Annotated in this window: 20 protein-coding genes; 18 read left to right on the top strand and 2 right to left on the bottom strand. The window is 64.3% G+C overall.

Features of this window, described 5'->3' with window-relative positions:
• Positions 1 to 21 precede the first annotated feature (21 nt).
• A complete protein-coding gene (locus BMF35_RS13565; protein WP_156172137.1) occupies positions 22 to 162 on the top strand; it encodes a hypothetical protein in 141 nt (46 codons plus the stop codon).
• Positions 163 to 165: 3 nt separating this feature from the next.
• On the opposite strand, the gene BMF35_RS04190 is transcribed toward BMF35_RS13565, so the two are convergent.
• Positions 166 to 825 (bottom strand): YqaA family protein, encoded by a 660-nt coding sequence (locus BMF35_RS04190; protein WP_236781584.1) that lies wholly within the window; start codon positions 823 to 825, stop codon positions 166 to 168.
• A 242-nt stretch (positions 826 to 1067) separates the two neighbouring features.
• Here BMF35_RS04190 and BMF35_RS04185 point away from each other — a divergent pair, with 242 nt between their 5' ends.
• Genes BMF35_RS04185 through BMF35_RS13560 form a run of 3 tightly spaced genes read left to right on the top strand, consistent with a single transcriptional unit; the run spans position 1068 to position 3047 of the window.
• A complete protein-coding gene (locus BMF35_RS04185) occupies positions 1068 to 1547 on the top strand; it encodes a hypothetical protein (RefSeq protein WP_047007034.1) in 480 nt (159 codons plus the stop codon).
• A complete protein-coding gene (locus BMF35_RS04180) occupies positions 1534 to 2868 on the top strand; it encodes a DNA-packaging protein (protein WP_047007033.1) in 1335 nt (444 codons plus the stop codon). The genes BMF35_RS04185 and BMF35_RS04180 overlap by 14 nt, the downstream gene beginning before the upstream one ends.
• An 11-nt stretch (positions 2869 to 2879) precedes the next feature.
• Positions 2880 to 3047 carry a hypothetical protein gene (locus BMF35_RS13560; RefSeq protein ID WP_156172136.1) on the top strand — a complete coding sequence of 56 codons (168 nt, stop codon included), beginning with the start codon at positions 2880 to 2882 and terminating at the stop codon, positions 3045 to 3047.
• Here the strand turns inward: BMF35_RS13560 and BMF35_RS04175 are convergent.
• On the bottom strand, positions 3044 to 3580 hold the full coding sequence (locus tag BMF35_RS04175; RefSeq protein ID WP_047007032.1) for a hypothetical protein: 537 nt from the start codon (positions 3578 to 3580) through the stop codon (positions 3044 to 3046). The genes BMF35_RS13560 and BMF35_RS04175 overlap by 4 nt on opposite strands.
• 82 nt (positions 3581 to 3662) lie before the next feature.
• Here BMF35_RS04175 and BMF35_RS04170 point away from each other — a divergent pair, with 82 nt between their 5' ends.
• The 14 genes from BMF35_RS04170 to BMF35_RS04110 all read left to right on the top strand — a co-directional run bounded on the left by BMF35_RS04170 (position 3663) and on the right by BMF35_RS04110 (position 13293).
• Positions 3663 to 4829, top strand: a complete 1167-nt coding sequence (locus BMF35_RS04170) for a phage portal protein (protein ID WP_047007031.1) — start codon at positions 3663 to 3665, stop codon at positions 4827 to 4829.
• Positions 4826 to 5134, top strand: coding sequence for a DUF6127 family protein (locus tag BMF35_RS04165; RefSeq protein WP_047007030.1), 309 nt, complete (start codon positions 4826 to 4828; stop codon positions 5132 to 5134). Before BMF35_RS04170 ends, BMF35_RS04165 begins: the two co-directional genes overlap by 4 nt.
• Positions 5131 to 5532, top strand: a complete 402-nt coding sequence (locus tag BMF35_RS04160) for an HK97 family phage prohead protease (RefSeq protein ID WP_047007029.1) — start codon at positions 5131 to 5133, stop codon at positions 5530 to 5532. The genes BMF35_RS04165 and BMF35_RS04160 overlap by 4 nt, the downstream gene beginning before the upstream one ends.
• 153 nt (positions 5533 to 5685) lie before the next feature.
• Entirely contained in the window at positions 5686 to 6852 is a 1167-nt protein-coding gene (locus BMF35_RS04155) for a phage major capsid protein (RefSeq protein WP_047007028.1), read from the top strand.
• 269 nt (positions 6853 to 7121) lie between these two features.
• Positions 7122 to 7670: a head-tail connector protein gene (locus BMF35_RS04150; protein WP_047007607.1), complete on the top strand. Its 549-nt coding sequence runs from the start codon at positions 7122 to 7124 to the stop codon at positions 7668 to 7670.
• A complete protein-coding gene (locus tag BMF35_RS13555; protein ID WP_156172135.1) occupies positions 7667 to 7831 on the top strand; it encodes a hypothetical protein in 165 nt (54 codons plus the stop codon). The genes BMF35_RS04150 and BMF35_RS13555 overlap by 4 nt, the downstream gene beginning before the upstream one ends.
• Positions 7831 to 8220 (top strand): DUF3168 domain-containing protein, encoded by a 390-nt coding sequence (locus tag BMF35_RS04145; protein ID WP_047007606.1) that lies wholly within the window; start codon positions 7831 to 7833, stop codon positions 8218 to 8220. Before BMF35_RS13555 ends, BMF35_RS04145 begins: the two co-directional genes overlap by 1 nt.
• Positions 8221 to 8241: 21 nt before the next feature.
• Positions 8242 to 8649: a phage major tail protein, TP901-1 family gene (locus BMF35_RS04140; RefSeq protein WP_047007027.1), complete on the top strand. Its 408-nt coding sequence runs from the start codon at positions 8242 to 8244 to the stop codon at positions 8647 to 8649.
• A complete protein-coding gene (locus tag BMF35_RS04135) occupies positions 8646 to 8966 on the top strand; it encodes a gene transfer agent family protein (RefSeq protein ID WP_047007026.1) in 321 nt (106 codons plus the stop codon). The genes BMF35_RS04140 and BMF35_RS04135 overlap by 4 nt, the downstream gene beginning before the upstream one ends.
• On the top strand, positions 8963 to 9157 hold the full coding sequence (locus BMF35_RS04130; RefSeq protein WP_047007025.1) for a phage tail assembly chaperone: 195 nt from the start codon (positions 8963 to 8965) through the stop codon (positions 9155 to 9157). The genes BMF35_RS04135 and BMF35_RS04130 overlap by 4 nt, the downstream gene beginning before the upstream one ends.
• Positions 9150 to 9743: a hypothetical protein gene (locus tag BMF35_RS04125; protein ID WP_047007024.1), complete on the top strand. Its 594-nt coding sequence runs from the start codon at positions 9150 to 9152 to the stop codon at positions 9741 to 9743. Before BMF35_RS04130 ends, BMF35_RS04125 begins: the two co-directional genes overlap by 8 nt.
• 9 nt (positions 9744 to 9752) lie before the next feature.
• Positions 9753 to 12074 (top strand): DUF2460 domain-containing protein, encoded by a 2322-nt coding sequence (locus BMF35_RS04120; RefSeq protein ID WP_047007023.1) that lies wholly within the window; start codon positions 9753 to 9755, stop codon positions 12072 to 12074.
• Positions 12071 to 12889, top strand: coding sequence for a DUF2163 domain-containing protein (locus BMF35_RS04115; RefSeq protein WP_047007022.1), 819 nt, complete (start codon positions 12071 to 12073; stop codon positions 12887 to 12889). Before BMF35_RS04120 ends, BMF35_RS04115 begins: the two co-directional genes overlap by 4 nt.
• Complete coding sequence (locus BMF35_RS04110) at positions 12886 to 13293, top strand: NlpC/P60 family protein (protein WP_236781554.1); 408 nt, start codon at positions 12886 to 12888, stop codon at positions 13291 to 13293. The genes BMF35_RS04115 and BMF35_RS04110 overlap by 4 nt, the downstream gene beginning before the upstream one ends.
• Positions 13294 to 13303 lie beyond the last annotated feature (10 nt).

The raw sequence follows: 13303 nt of genomic DNA, 5'->3' as shown, positions 1-13303 counted from the left end.
ACCATCACAGGAGACAATACCATGCAAAAAGCAACAACCGCCGCCGCCCCTACTGCCGACCGCAGCGCCATCACCATGCTTGGCGGAACCGCCTCGGCGTTTCTCGCCATGCTGACCGTCGTGGCCACCACGTCCACCGCCGCCGTTTCGATGATGATGTAAGCCTTAGAGGCCTTCCAGATCCTGCATGGAGGTGACGGCGGCGCAGGGGTCGCCGCCCTCCGTGCTTTCATCGCTGCCGCCCAGTTGGGTGATGGCGATGAAACCGCCCACCACCAACACGACAAAGACAGTGGTCACCGTTCCCAGATACTTCTCGATGAAGCCCTTGATGGGCGCTCCGAACAGCTGGAAAAGCACGCCCACCACCATGAAAATCAGCGCCCGGCCCGCCAGCGCCGCCACAAGGAAGGTGGCGAGGTTCATCTCGATGAAGCCCGCTGTTATGGTCATCAGCTTGAACGGGATGGGCGTGCCCGCCGCAAGAAACACCGCCATCGCGCCCTGTTCGCGAATATAGCATGCCGCCTGCGGGAAGCTTTCGCGCAGGCCGAGCACGCCCAGCATCCAGTCGCCGATCGTATCGTACAGGAACGCGCCGATCATGTATCCGAGCAGTCCGCCCAGCACGCTGGCGATAGTGGCAATCGCCGCAAAGCGGGTCGCCTTTTTCGGCTCCGCCAGGCACATCAGGCCCAGCAGGGGGTGCGGCGGGATCGGGAAAAAGCTCGATTCGATGAAGCAGAAGAAAGCCAGCCACCACGTCGCATGCGGATGCGCGGCTTTCTCCATCGTCCAGTCATACAGACCGTGCAGCAGGCGCATCATGTGGCGGAAAATCCTGTCCCTTTACGTCCGTGCGGCACTAGGCGAGCCCGCCACGGGGCGCAAGTCCAACAAAATAACCGATATGGCACTTTGTGATTGACATCGTGACGCTCTTTGGTTAGAGAAACGGAACATCGCGATAAACCGAGTCGGCGGCATGATGTCGTTACGGGGCGGCCTCTACGGAGGACCGCCCTTTTTCGTGTCAGCCACCAGGTCGCGCCGAAGGGGTCGAACAGATGGCGAAACGGGTAAAGCCCAGGAAAGGGCAGAAGCATCAGAACCTGCCGCAAAACTGGAAGTTCATCTTCCTAGAGCAGTTGGCAGAAACATCGAATGTCACCAAGGCTGCGGCAGAGTGCGGCGCCATGACATCCTATGTCTACAAACATCGGCGCGAAGACCCGGATTTCCGCCGTAAGTGGAACGCTGCCCTGCTCGAAGGCTATGAGCATCTCGAAATGGAAACGCTCGAGCGCTTGCGCTTCGGCACCAAGTCTGGCGACCCGAAATTCGACATCCCCAATGCGCTCCGCCTGCTTGCTGCGCACAAGGAAAGCGCAGCGCGCGAAAAGGCACGGCGCGGCAAGCGGGACCGGGCAACCGTACTCGCCAGCCTCAATGCCAAGCTCGACAAGATGCGCGAGCGACGCGCGGCGGCGGAAAGGCTGTTGGCGGACGACACGGCAAACACGCGGGCGAAGCATGACGGCAATTGAGCGCGGCGCGGTCCTCTCACGGCTGGACGATGACAAGCGTGGCAAGTTCCTGGGGGAACTGAGCGATGACGAAAACGACATTCTCGAAAGTTACTGGCCCCTCTGGGCGCGCGCAGAACAGATGCCGCCCGCCGCGCGCTGGCGGCTGTGGCTCATCTGCGCCGGACGCGGATTCGGCAAGACTCGCGCCGGGGCCGAATGGGTACGCCATATTGCAGAAGAGCATGATGAAGCACGCATTGCCCTTGTCGCCCGCTCGATCGGCGAAGCGCGCGCCGTCATGGTCGAGGGCGAAAGCGGTATCCTCGCCTGCTGCGACGGCAGCGAGGACCGGCCCTTTTTCGAGCCGTCGCTACGGCGGCTGACCTGGCCCAGCGGCGCGCAGGCAACGCTCTATTCCGCTGGCGAGCCGGAAAGCCTGCGCGGTCCGCAGCACAGCCATGCCTGGTGCGATGAGATCGCAAAGTGGGACAATGCCGGGGATCGGGCCCTGACGACGTGGGACAATCTCCAGATGGGCCTGCGCCTGGGCGAGCATCCGCAAGTGCTGGCGACGACCACGCCGCGCGCCGTGCCGCTGATGCGGCGATTGATGGGTGACGGGTCGGACGGCGATGTCGTGGTAACGCGCGGCAGCTCTTACGACAATGCCGAGAATCTCCCGGCGGAGTTCCTCGCCGCGATGAAACGCCAGTATGGCAGCAGCGCGCTCGGCCGGCAGGAGCTGGACGGCAAATTGCTGGAGGATGTCGACGGCGCGCTCTGGTCGCGCTCCATGCTGGAGGCGTGCCGCGAGCCGTTCTCGGCCGAGAGCATTGTGCGCATCGTCATCGGTGTCGATCCGCCCGCATCATCGCGCGGCGATGCCTGCGGGATCGTGGTGGCGGGCGTCACCGCGGATGGGCAGGGCAAGGTGCTGGCCGATGCTTCCATCGCGCAGCCCAGCCCGGACCAGTGGGCGCGCCGCGTTGCCGCGACGGCAGCGGAATGGCGCGCGGACCGGGTGGTGGCCGAAGCCAACCAAGGCGGCGAGATGGTCGCCAGCGTATTGCGCGCGGCGGACTGCCAGATGCCGCTCAAACTGGTGCATGCCAGCCACGGCAAGGTCGCCCGCGCCGAGCCCGTGGCCGCGCTGTACGAGACAGGCCGCGTGAACCATGTCGGCCACTTCCCGGCGCTGGAAGACGAATTATGCGGCCTGATGACCGGCGGCGATTACCAAGGCCCCGGCCACTCGCCCGACCGCGCCGATGCGCTGGTCTGGGCGCTGACCGAGCTGATGCTGGGGCGGCGGGGCGAGCCGAGGGTGAGACGGTTTTGAAAGGAAGGTTTATGTCAGATGACGATCAAAAGCTCATAATTTTCCTAACGGCGCTTACGCGCCTTTGTCATGCGACCGGCTTCGGGATCGCCGGCAATCCAGAAGTCTATGTGATTGAACAGGACGACTATCATCGAAGGTTTTCCATCGATGACAACTCGAAGCTTGCTTTTTGCTAGTTCGGAATCCGGAGCGTTAGACCAGAGTTGGGTCCAGGCGGAACACCCAAAGCAGGCTCAACGCCCTGAGTTTGTCGCAAGTCATCCAAGATCGCTTCCGGGTCGATGCGGCTCCCAATTTTCTCCTCTGAAGCCTGTCGCGGTTCGCGCACATCTTTCGCGCGATATACTTCAAGTTCGGCGATGCCTTCGCTGATTGCACGTACGCACAGACCACGAGCGTAATAGCGCCCAAACTCTCCTTCACCCAAAGTTTCGTGTGCGTTGTATGGCACCTTTGCCATCGTAAAACCGCCCTTCGGTTTACGTCGCTGCACCTCGTCCTTGAGGTAGCCGTTCTCTCTAATGGCAGCCGCCAATGTCTCATCGCTCCCGCTATGCGCAGCTTGTCGCAGAATTGTCACCCAGTCCCGTTCTCCTGCGTGATTGAGGTAATTGCTAACGTAGACGTTACCAGATTCGGCATCCCTATCAATCTCCTGAAGCATGGCTTCACGAGTAGCTTCGTCCAGATTTTCAAACCTCAGGCCCATCCGATCTCTCCTGCATGTGTCTCTGGCAGATGGGATCTTGCAGCGCGCTGTCAATCAAATCGATCCAGTTTGGAGTAATCCCATGCCCCTCCTCGACACGCTCCGCGCCGCCTTCAAGGGCGGTGGCGGGGCTTCCGTGCCGCTTGCGCGCGGCTTTCACTCGCCTTGGTCCTATGCATACCAGAATGGCGGCGCGCGTCCGGCGTTCGATTACCGTGATGCGGTGCGCACCGCCTTCCTCGATAATCCGGTGGCGCAGCGCGCGGTCCGGATCGTCGCGGAGGGGGTCGGTGGCGCGCCGATTACCGCGTCGGATGACGCTGCGCTTTCGCTGATCGGCGCGAGCCATGAGGGGCAATCGCTGCTGGAAGTGCTCGCCGCCAACCTGCTGCTGCACGGCAATGCCTTCGTGCAGGTGGTGCGCGGCAGCGGGCGGCACCCCGCCACGCTTTTCGCCCTGCGACCCGAGCGTGTTTCCGTCATGCAAGGTAGCGATGGCTGGCCCACCGGCTATCGCTATCGCATTGGCGACGAAGTACGCGACCTGCCGCTGGAAGACGAGGATGGTTGGCCGACGCTCATCCACCTTAAAAGCTTCCACCCGGCAGACGACCATTACGGCGCGGGCTGCCTCTCGGCGGCGGAAAAGGCGGTCGCCATCCATAATGCTGCGGCCAGCTGGAACCTCGCATTGCTGGAGAACGCCGCAAGGCCATCGGGCGCGCTGGTCTATGACAATGGCGCGGATACGAGCGGCCTCACAGCAGAGCAATTCGCGCGGCTGAAGGAAGAGCTCGCCAGCGCCTATCAGGGCGGCGGAAATGCCGGGCGGCCCATGCTGCTGGAAGGTGGGCTGAAATGGCAGAGCCTTTCGCTTTCGCCTGCCGACATGGATTTTGCCGAATTGAAAGCGGCTGCGGCGCGCGACATCGCGCTCGCTTTCGGCGTGCCGCCCATGCTGCTCGGCCTGCCGGGCGATAACACCTATGCCAATTACCGGGAGGCCAATCGTGCGCTGTGGCGGCTGACCTTGCTGCCGCTGACGGGCAAGATCCTCGACGGCCTGTCGCTCGGCCTCAAGCCGTGGTTCCCCGGGCTGGCGCTGTCGGTCGATCTCGACCGCGTGCCCGCGCTTTCGGAAGACCGCGAGAAGCTGTGGAAGCAGGTGAGCGAGGCCGATTTCCTCACCGACGATGAGAAGCGCGGCCTGCTGGGCCTCGCCCCGCTTGAAACCGGAGATAATCCATGAACCGCCAGGACATGCTGGCCGCGCTGATGGCGCAGGCCAATGAAACGGGTGCCGACCTGATGACGCTGCGCGCCATTGTCGAGGAAGCCAGCGAACTGGGCGCGGACCGCGTGCTCGACCGGCTCGGCCTCGATGATGACAAGGCCCATTCCGACCTCGACGAATTGCGCGACCTGCTCTCCGCCTGGCGTGCGGCCAAGGCGAGCGCGTGGAAGGCCGCCGTCGAATGGGCGGTGCGCGGGCTGATGGCGCTGCTGCTGATCGGTATTGCCGTCCGCCTCGGCGTGCCGGGACTGCTGCGATGATCCGCTTTGCCGGTTATGCCGCGCTGTTCGATGTGGCCGACGCCGCGCGCGATACGATCGTAAAAGGCGCGTTCACCCGCACGTTGGCGCAGCGCCAGCAATCACGCCAGCCCATCCCGCTTTACTGGCAACACCGGCCCGACCAGCAGATCGGCACGGTCGAACTGGCCGAAGAGGATACGCGCGGCCTGCGCGTTATCGCTCGGATCGACAATCCCGACGCGCGCGCCGCCGCCGCCCTCGCGGCACGCGAAGTGAACGGCCTGAGCTTCGGCTACCGCGCCCGCGGTTACGAAAATACGCCGCAGGGCCGCGTCCTGCGAGAGGTCGACCTGTTCGAAGTCAGCCTCGTCACCCATCCCCTGCAACCCGGCGCACGGGTGCATTTGCTCACCTGATCCTCCCCGAAACGGGGAGGGGGACCATCCGCAGGATGGTGGAGGGGCACCGGTGCCGCTCCGCTCATTCGAGGGTGCCCCTCCACCACACTTCGTGTGGTCCCCCTCCCCCGTGCGGGGGAGGAATTTCCTCCCAAGAAAGGTAAGACCCCTATGGATATCCAGATCCCTACCCAGACCGTGATGGCGGACACGCCCAACCAGTCGCTTTCCGACAGTTTCGATATCGTCGCGCGGCAGGACAAAGCCGAGGCGGCCATCGCTACGCTGCGCTCGGACGTCGACGAGGTGAAGGCCCGCGTCGACAAGATCGGCATGGCAGCCGTGCGACCCGCCATCGGCGGTGCATCCACAGCGCCCAGTGCCGAAGTGAAAGGCTTTGTCGACGGCTATCTGCGCCGTGGCCGCGAGAGCGAGGTGAAGTCCATCTCTGCCACCACGCCCGCCGATGGCGGCTATGCCGTGCCGCGCGAAATCGACGCGATGATTGCCAGCGAGTTGAAGGAAATCTCGCCCATCCGCGGCCTCGCCCAGGTGGTGCAGGTCGGCTCTGCCGGATACCGTAAGCTCATCACCACCGGCGGCACGGCGTCGGGCTGGGTCGGCGAAGCGGCTGCGCGTCCGGAAACCGATACGCCCGAATTTGCCGAAATCGCTCCGCCTTCGGGCGAGCTCTATGCAAATCCGGCAGCGAGCCAGTCCATGCTGGACGATGCCGCATTCGACCTCGAAGGCTGGCTGGCGAGCGAGATCGCGATGGAATTTGCCCGCGCCGAAGGGGCTGCCTTCGTGAATGGCACGGGTAACGACCAGCCGCTCGGCTTCCTCTCCTCTCCCACCTCACTGGCGGGGGATGCGGTGCGCAGCTTCGGCAGCCTGCAATATATCGGATCGGGCGATGCCAATGGCTTCGACGCCAATCCGGAAAGCCGGCTGATCGACCTCGTCCACACGATGAAAGCCGGCCATCGCCAAGGCGCAAGCTGGGTGATGAACTCGGCGACCTTGTCCGAAGTCCGCAAGCTGAAGACCACCGATGGCGCGTTCCTGTGGCAGCCGGGCCTGGTGGAAGGCCAGCCAGATCGCCTGCTGGGCTATCCGGTAGTCGAGGCGGAAGACATGCCCGATGTGGCAGGCGGCACCTTCCCCATCGCCTTCGGCAATTTTAAGGCGGGCTACATCATCGCCGAACGCAGCGCGACGCAGGTGCTGCGCGATCCGTTCACCAACAAGCCCTTCGTCCACTTCTACGCGACCAAGCGCGTGGGCGGGCAGGTGCTCGATTCGAGCGCGATCAAGCTGCTGAAAATCGAGGCCTGACCTGTCTTTCGATCCGGCATCCGCCGGATCGTCCTCGCTAGACGCGCAGCAAGCTGCGCCCGCTGCGGGCGGCCGTTCGGCCTTGCCGTCACTCCCATGACGGTGCTCCGCAGCGGGCCAGCAACCTCACGAAAGTCTCGGACGCGACCAGCGACCGACAGAGGGCGAATGCCCGACCGCAGGTGCCGCGCAGCGATGCGAAGCGAACAGCACCGAGGACGCGCCCGCGGATGCGGGTGCGAAAAACAAATGAAAACAAGGAGACTGCCATGAGGCGGGCTATTGTCGTGCCGCCCGTGCTGGCGGCCGATGCTTTGGACGAGCTCAAGAGCTGGCTCGCCATCACCACCACGCGCGATGACGAGTCGCTAGGCGATCTGCTGCGCGCGGCACTGGAAGCCTGCGAGGGCTTTACCGGCACTATGCCGCTAGAAACCGGCTGCGAGGAAGTGCTGACCGCCAGCTATGAGTGGCAAGCGCTCAGTGCCTCGCCGATCATAGCCATTACAGGCGTGGAGGCGGTCGCCCTGGATGGCACGCGCAGTGCACTGCCAGTCGAAGCCTACACGATCGATATCACGGCAGGCGGGTGCGGAAGGGTGCGCCTCACCCGCACCTGTCCATCGAGCCGCATCGCCGTGCGCTTCGATGCGGGTTTGTCGGCCAGCTGGATCGGGCTTCCAGATGGCATGCGGCACGGCGTCATTCGCCTCGCTGCGCATTATTATCGCGAGCGCGATGCCGGCGACAGGCCGGCCACACCGCCCGCCTCCGTCAGCGCGCTATGGCGTCCCTGGCGCCGAATGCGGCTCGCATGATCGGCGCGCGAATGAACGGCTTTGCCGGTCTCGCCCGCAAGCTTTCCGACCGCGCCGAGGCGGTCGCCGAACGCGCTGCTTCGCGACGCCGCAAGGCTTCGCATGAAGGCTGGCGCGATGCGCGCGCGCTCTGGCCGGATTTCACCGAAGGAGAGCGATGATGGAAACACAGCTTCGCATTGCGCTTGTCCAATGGCTGGCCGGCGATCCGGTCCTGTCCGACGCGCTCAACGACATCACCGAAGAAGCGCCATCGCGCGCCAGCATTCCGTGGCTGGGCATCGCCGCCAGCGCCAGCGTCGACTGGAGCACCAAGGATCGCCGCGGCCGCGAGGTGCGCGTCGCGCTCGAACTGCAGACGCGCGGCGATGCTTCCGGCGAGACCGCCGCAATTGCCAGCCAGGTGGAAGAGCGCATCGAGACGATGACTGCCGCCCAAAGCGGCTTTGCCATTGCCAGCATCACCTTTCTGCGCGCCCGCGCCGAGCAGCGCGAACGCAATATCCGCGCCGTTCTGCTCGAATACCGTTTCCGAATTCTCGAAACCTGACACCCGAACGGAGAACCATCCATGACCGCTCAGAAAGGCAGTGCCTTCCTTCTCAAGATCGGCGACGGCGCGCAGCCGCCCGCTTACGAAACCGTCGCCGGACTGCGCACCACGCAGATGTCGATCAACGGCGATGCCGTGGTTGTGACGCACAAGGAGTCGGGCGGCTGGCGAGACCTGCTGTCCGGCGCGGGAACGCGATCGGTTTCGGTCAGTGCCGCCGGTATCTTCCTAGGCAGCACCGCCGAAGCCTCGATCCGCGCCCATGCGCTGGCCGGGACGATCGAGGATTACGAACTCTCCTTCGAAGGCGGCGAGCGATTGCGCGGTCGCTTCCTCGTGCAGCGGCTTGACTATGCGGGCGACTTCAACGGCGAGCGCAATTACACGCTGCAGCTGGAAAGCAGCGGCGCGGTGGTGGCCGTATGAGCCCGACCGCGCCTGCCAATCCTGAGCGCGGCGAAGCGAGGCTGGACGTCGCTGGATGCGCCGTTACCCTGCGCCCGACTTTCACCGCGCTCGTCGCCGCAGAAGAGGAGCTCGGGCCGCTTTTCGCTATGGTCGAGCGGGCGAGCGAAGGACAGCTGCGCCTGTCCGAGATCGCCACGCTGTTCTGGCATTGCTGCGATCCGGCGCAGGCAATCTCGCGTGAAGCAGTGGGCGAAGCCGTGCTCGCCATGGGCCTTGCCGAAGCGGCCAAGCCGCTCCGCACGCTGCTGAAGCAGATCCTGCAAGGCAGCGCGTGACGCAGCTTTTCGCCGACAATGCAGCGCAATTGGCAGGAGCGGTAGGCCGGCTGCTCGGCTGGCCGCCCGACTGGTTCTGGCGAAGCACGCCTGCGGAGATCGCAGCCATCCTCGCCTCGCCCGGCGGCGAACCGGCCACGGTGACGCGCGACCAGATCGCACAATTGATGAAGGACAACCCCGATGGATGAGACGATCGATACGCTGATGGTCGATATTCGCGCCAGCACCAGCGGTTTTCGCGCCGATGTCGAAGGCATGCGCGCCACGCTCGACAATTCGCTGCTCGGCGGATTTACGCGCGCAGGCGATGTGCTCGAACGCAGCCTGCTCTCGGCGATCCGTCGCGGCAAGCTGGGCTTCGACGAGTTGAAGGAAGCCGCGCTCAGCGCGCTCAACCAGATCGCCGCACAGGCGGTGCAATCGGGCATCTCGCAACTGTTCGGCGGTACGCCGGGCGGTGGTGGCGGCGCGCAAGGCGGTGGCCTCGGCTCCATGCTCGGCAGCCTGTTCGGCTCGCTTCTCGGCCTGCCCGGCCGCGCAACCGGCGGGCCGGTGGCACCGGGAAGCGCCTACATCGTCGGCGAGCGCGGCCCTGAACTGTTCGTGCCTACCAGCTCCGGTCGCGTGGAAACCGGCATGCCTGGCGCAAGCGCGCGCGATGTACGCGTTTCGATCAACCTTGCAGCCCCGCGCGGCACCGATGCGCCGGTCATGCTCAGGCGCTCTTCGCGCCAGGTCGCCAGCGCCGTCGCGCGGGCGATGCGCGAAGGATAGGAGGCGGACATGGCCTATTGGCTTGCGCGGGAGCGCGAAGGTCAGACCACCGATGTCATCCAGCGTTTCGATGCGCGCTATTGGACCGTCGATTTCCCGCGCGGCGATATGGCGAGCGTCGTCACCACGGCGCCCGATGCGCTGCGCGTGGATTGCGAACTGCATCTGGGCAATGGTCTCGTCGGCCTGATCTGGGAAAGCGAGGATCGCTTCGACCATCCGCTGCTGTCCTACGATACGGACCGCAATTTCGCCCTCACCACGCTGCGCTTTCGCTGGCAATCGGACGGTGTCCTGCCGCTCGATGCCGTTCACGGGCCTACGCTGACCTTGGAGGGCCGCGACGCGGGCGGCAATGCGCGCACATGGTATGTCCGGCTGTGGAACTACGCCGTCGGCACGCCGACCGATGCCGTGGTGACGCTGCCCTTTTCGCAGCTGCAGGAAGGCTGGATGGCCGATGGCGCAGCTGTGGACCCGGCGGATATCGACCGCATGTTCATCTCGCTGGTCGCGCCGGGCTACGATCCCGCCGCGACCGGCCTCCTGCCGCAATCGGCGACCGGGTGGGTCGAGCTTAGCGACATCCATTGCGATGGCGACCGGTCCATGCTGACCATCGGCGATGCACTGCTGCCACCGCACGGTCTCGGCATGTGCACTGCCTATGACGACAGCTACAACCTGACGCCTGCGCGCATGCTGCGCCAATGCCTGCATCTCGGCTACCGCGATGCGCTGGTCCACTATGTCGGCATGAGCCATTATTACCGGCTGGTCCGGGATGGCGGCAATCTGCAGGTTACGGGAAATGCAGAGCTCAATACGCCGTGCACCGCTTGGCACACGGATTATTTCGCGCGCTGTGCAGAATACGGTTTCGAGCCGATTGTCTCGCTTTCCTTCGAATTGCTTGCCGAGCACTCGCCGCTAAGCTGGAGCCAACGCGCCTTCAATGGCGACGTCGCTCTCACCGGCTGGAGCCCACCATCCACGCTGCTTTCGCCATATTCCAATGCGGTCCGCTTCTTCCTCGATAATATCGCGGAAGCCTTTGTGAGCCTGACCATGGCGGCCGGACTGCCCGTGAAGTTCCAGATCGGTGAGCCATGGTGGTGGGTCATGGCCGATGGAAGGCCGTGCCTTTACGATGACAACGTGCTCGCCTCACTGCCGAATTCACCGGATATTCCCGACCTTTCCGAGCCGCTTACGTTCGAACAGATCAAGCATCTGAACTGGTGCGGCAGCATCCTTGCCCTGACGACCAGACGCCTTCGCGATGCGGTTCGCAGAGCAGCTGGCGGCAATGCCGAAGTGTATCTGCTCGTTTTCACGCCCACCGTCCTAGATTCGAAATGGCCCGAATTGCGTCGCGCAAATATGCCGACAGGCTGGGCATACCCCGCCTATGACAGGCTTCAACTAGAAGATTACGACTGGCTGACGGTTGGTGCAGAGGCCTTGCGACTGCGCGCGTATGACACCGTGCAGCAGCGCCTGTCCTACCCGCTGGAACTGCAGGACTACCTTTCCGGATTCGTGCTGCTGCCGGAAGATGCATCTGACTATTGGCGGCATATCGATGCAGGTGTGGACGAGGCCATCGAGCGCGGCGTGGAGCGGCAATTCGTCTGGGCGTTCCCGCAAGTCCTGCGCGATGGATATGTCCGCCTTCCCCCCATTCCCAAGGAGGACCTGGTGCAATCATTCGACGATGTGCTCTACCCGCTGGCGTTGGGCCGCGATGCCTCTGCAAGCCCAGAATTTTCGACCGCAATCTCGCTAACCGCATCCGGCCATGAGCGGCGCAACAGCCAGTGGAGCGATGCGCGGATGAATTACGACGTTGGCCCGGGCATTCGTTCGCAGGCAGAGCTGGGCGTGCTGCTGGAGTTCTTCCGTGCCCGGCGCGGCCCGGCCCGGGGCTTCCGCCTTGCCGATCCCTTCGATCATAGCTCTAACGGGCTGACCGGTTCGCCCACCGCGACCGACCAGCTGATCGGCATTGGCGACGGGTTGGCAGCAACATACCAGCTGGCCAAGAGCTATGGACCGGCTGACGATCCGCAGGTGCGGCCCATCACCCGTCCCCGCGCCGACACCATCGTCGTCAGCGTCGACGGTGTCGCGAATACCGCCTGGACGCTGCGCGATGGCGGCCGGATCGTCTTCACCTACGCGCCGGCCGATGGCGCGGAAGTGCGCGCCGGTTTCCTCTTCGACGTTCCCGTCCGCTTTGCGCAGGATCGGCTAGACATCAGCGGCGCAACCTTCGCTGCGGGCGATGCGCCCTCCGTTCCGCTGATCGAAATCCGCGAGGACGTATGAGCCACACCTTCTTCGCGCGCGAGCTGGAAGGGGTGGCCACCTTCTGGCGGATCATCCGCAAGGATGGCGCCATGCTCGCTTTCACCAGTCATGACCGGGCTCTGGTGTTCGACGATATCACGCACCTCTCAGCCCCGGGCATGCTGCCTTCGGCTATCCGCCGCACGGCGCAGCTGGAGCGCGACACGGTGGAGGTCGATGGCGTGCTGTCGCATGACAGCATCACGGAGGACGACCTGCTGCAAGGGCGCTATGCCGATGCGCGAATCTCGATTGGCCTGGTCGACTGGGAAACGCTGGATCGCGCGACCCTATTCACCGGCACGCTCGGCAATATCAGTGCGCAGGACAATGCGTTCTCGGCCGAGCTCCGCTCCGCCAAGGCGGCGCTGGAAGAAGATTTCGTGCCGCGCACCAGTCCGACCTGCCGCGCATCCTTTTGCGATGCGGATTGCAGGCTCAATCCGGCAATGTTCACCGCCATCGCCACGGTGGTCAGCGTCGATCCCGAGCGCAACAGCGTGTTGTTCGACGGCATTACAGCTTCCGATTGCCTGCATGGCGACCTCTGGTGGATCGACGGTCAGCATGCTGGCAGGCGAACGCGGATCATCGATCTCGATGGGAGCAGTCTCGTGCTCGAAATGCCCATTTCCGGTGACATACAACCAGGCACCCGCGCTTATGTGCGCGAGGGTTGCGATCATACCGTGGCGACTTGCGCGGCCCGGTTCGGCAATGCGGTAAACTTCCAGGGCGAGCCCTTCCTGCCCGGCAACGACCTGCTGACCCGCTACCCCACGAGCTCTTCGTGACCACTGCCATGCGTTTCGCCGAAGCGGCGACCCAGCTGATCGGCACACCATTTCGTTTCCGCGGGCGCGATACGGCAAGCGGCGTCGATTGCGTCGGACTTGTCGCCTTGGCCCTCTCGCACTCCGGGCATACTATACCGCCGCTGCCAGCCTACCGGATGCGAACCGCCTCCATCGCGCAGTTCGATTCCGTGCTGGCTCGGCTCCCCCTCCGCCGGGTGGAAGGCGTGAAGAGCGCCGGTGACATCATCCTGCTCTCACCCTCTGCGTCGCAATTGCATCTCGCCATCATCGGCGAGCGGGGCGACCTCATCCACGCTCATGCCGGGCTTGGCCGAGTGGTCGCCAGCCCGCCCACGCTGGCCTGGCCCAGTACGGCGCATTGGCGCCTCGTCACCGACTGAAAGGGTTTCC

The sequence above is a fragment of the Aurantiacibacter gangjinensis genome (genome assembly GCF_001886695.1).
Lineage (GTDB): Bacteria > Pseudomonadota > Alphaproteobacteria > Sphingomonadales > Sphingomonadaceae > Alteraurantiacibacter > Alteraurantiacibacter gangjinensis.
This window is presented reverse-complemented; position numbering and strand designations above follow the sequence as displayed.

Bases quoted from the DNA above. Each gene is read 5' to 3' on its own strand.
- BMF35_RS04145 (WP_047007606.1), top strand. From the start codon at position 7,831: ATGGAAACACAGCTTCGCATTGCGCTTGTCCAATGGCTGGCCGGCGAT.
- BMF35_RS04125 (WP_047007024.1), top strand. From the start codon at position 9,150: ATGGATGAGACGATCGATACGCTGATGGTCGATATTCGCGCCAGCACC.
- BMF35_RS04115 (WP_047007022.1), top strand. From the start codon at position 12,071: ATGAGCCACACCTTCTTCGCGCGCGAGCTGGAAGGGGTGGCCACCTTC.
- BMF35_RS04150 (WP_047007607.1), top strand. From the start codon at position 7,122: ATGAGGCGGGCTATTGTCGTGCCGCCCGTGCTGGCGGCCGATGCTTTG.
- BMF35_RS04120 (WP_047007023.1), top strand. From the start codon at position 9,753: ATGGCCTATTGGCTTGCGCGGGAGCGCGAAGGTCAGACCACCGATGTC.
- BMF35_RS13560 (WP_156172136.1), top strand. From the start codon at position 2,880: ATGTCAGATGACGATCAAAAGCTCATAATTTTCCTAACGGCGCTTACG.
- BMF35_RS04155 (WP_047007028.1), top strand. From the start codon at position 5,686: ATGGATATCCAGATCCCTACCCAGACCGTGATGGCGGACACGCCCAAC.
- BMF35_RS04170 (WP_047007031.1), top strand. From the start codon at position 3,663: ATGCCCCTCCTCGACACGCTCCGCGCCGCCTTCAAGGGCGGTGGCGGG.
- BMF35_RS04175 (WP_047007032.1), bottom strand. From the start codon at position 3,580: ATGGGCCTGAGGTTTGAAAATCTGGACGAAGCTACTCGTGAAGCCATG.
- BMF35_RS13565 (WP_156172137.1), top strand. From the start codon at position 22: ATGCAAAAAGCAACAACCGCCGCCGCCCCTACTGCCGACCGCAGCGCC.
- BMF35_RS04135 (WP_047007026.1), top strand. From the start codon at position 8,646: ATGAGCCCGACCGCGCCTGCCAATCCTGAGCGCGGCGAAGCGAGGCTG.
- BMF35_RS13555 (WP_156172135.1), top strand. From the start codon at position 7,667: ATGATCGGCGCGCGAATGAACGGCTTTGCCGGTCTCGCCCGCAAGCTT.
- BMF35_RS04140 (WP_047007027.1), top strand. From the start codon at position 8,242: ATGACCGCTCAGAAAGGCAGTGCCTTCCTTCTCAAGATCGGCGACGGC.
- BMF35_RS04190 (WP_236781584.1), bottom strand. From the start codon at position 825: ATGCGCCTGCTGCACGGTCTGTATGACTGGACGATGGAGAAAGCCGCG.
- BMF35_RS04185 (WP_047007034.1), top strand. From the start codon at position 1,068: ATGGCGAAACGGGTAAAGCCCAGGAAAGGGCAGAAGCATCAGAACCTG.
- BMF35_RS04165 (WP_047007030.1), top strand. From the start codon at position 4,826: ATGAACCGCCAGGACATGCTGGCCGCGCTGATGGCGCAGGCCAATGAA.
- BMF35_RS04160 (WP_047007029.1), top strand. From the start codon at position 5,131: ATGATCCGCTTTGCCGGTTATGCCGCGCTGTTCGATGTGGCCGACGCC.
- BMF35_RS04180 (WP_047007033.1), top strand. From the start codon at position 1,534: ATGACGGCAATTGAGCGCGGCGCGGTCCTCTCACGGCTGGACGATGAC.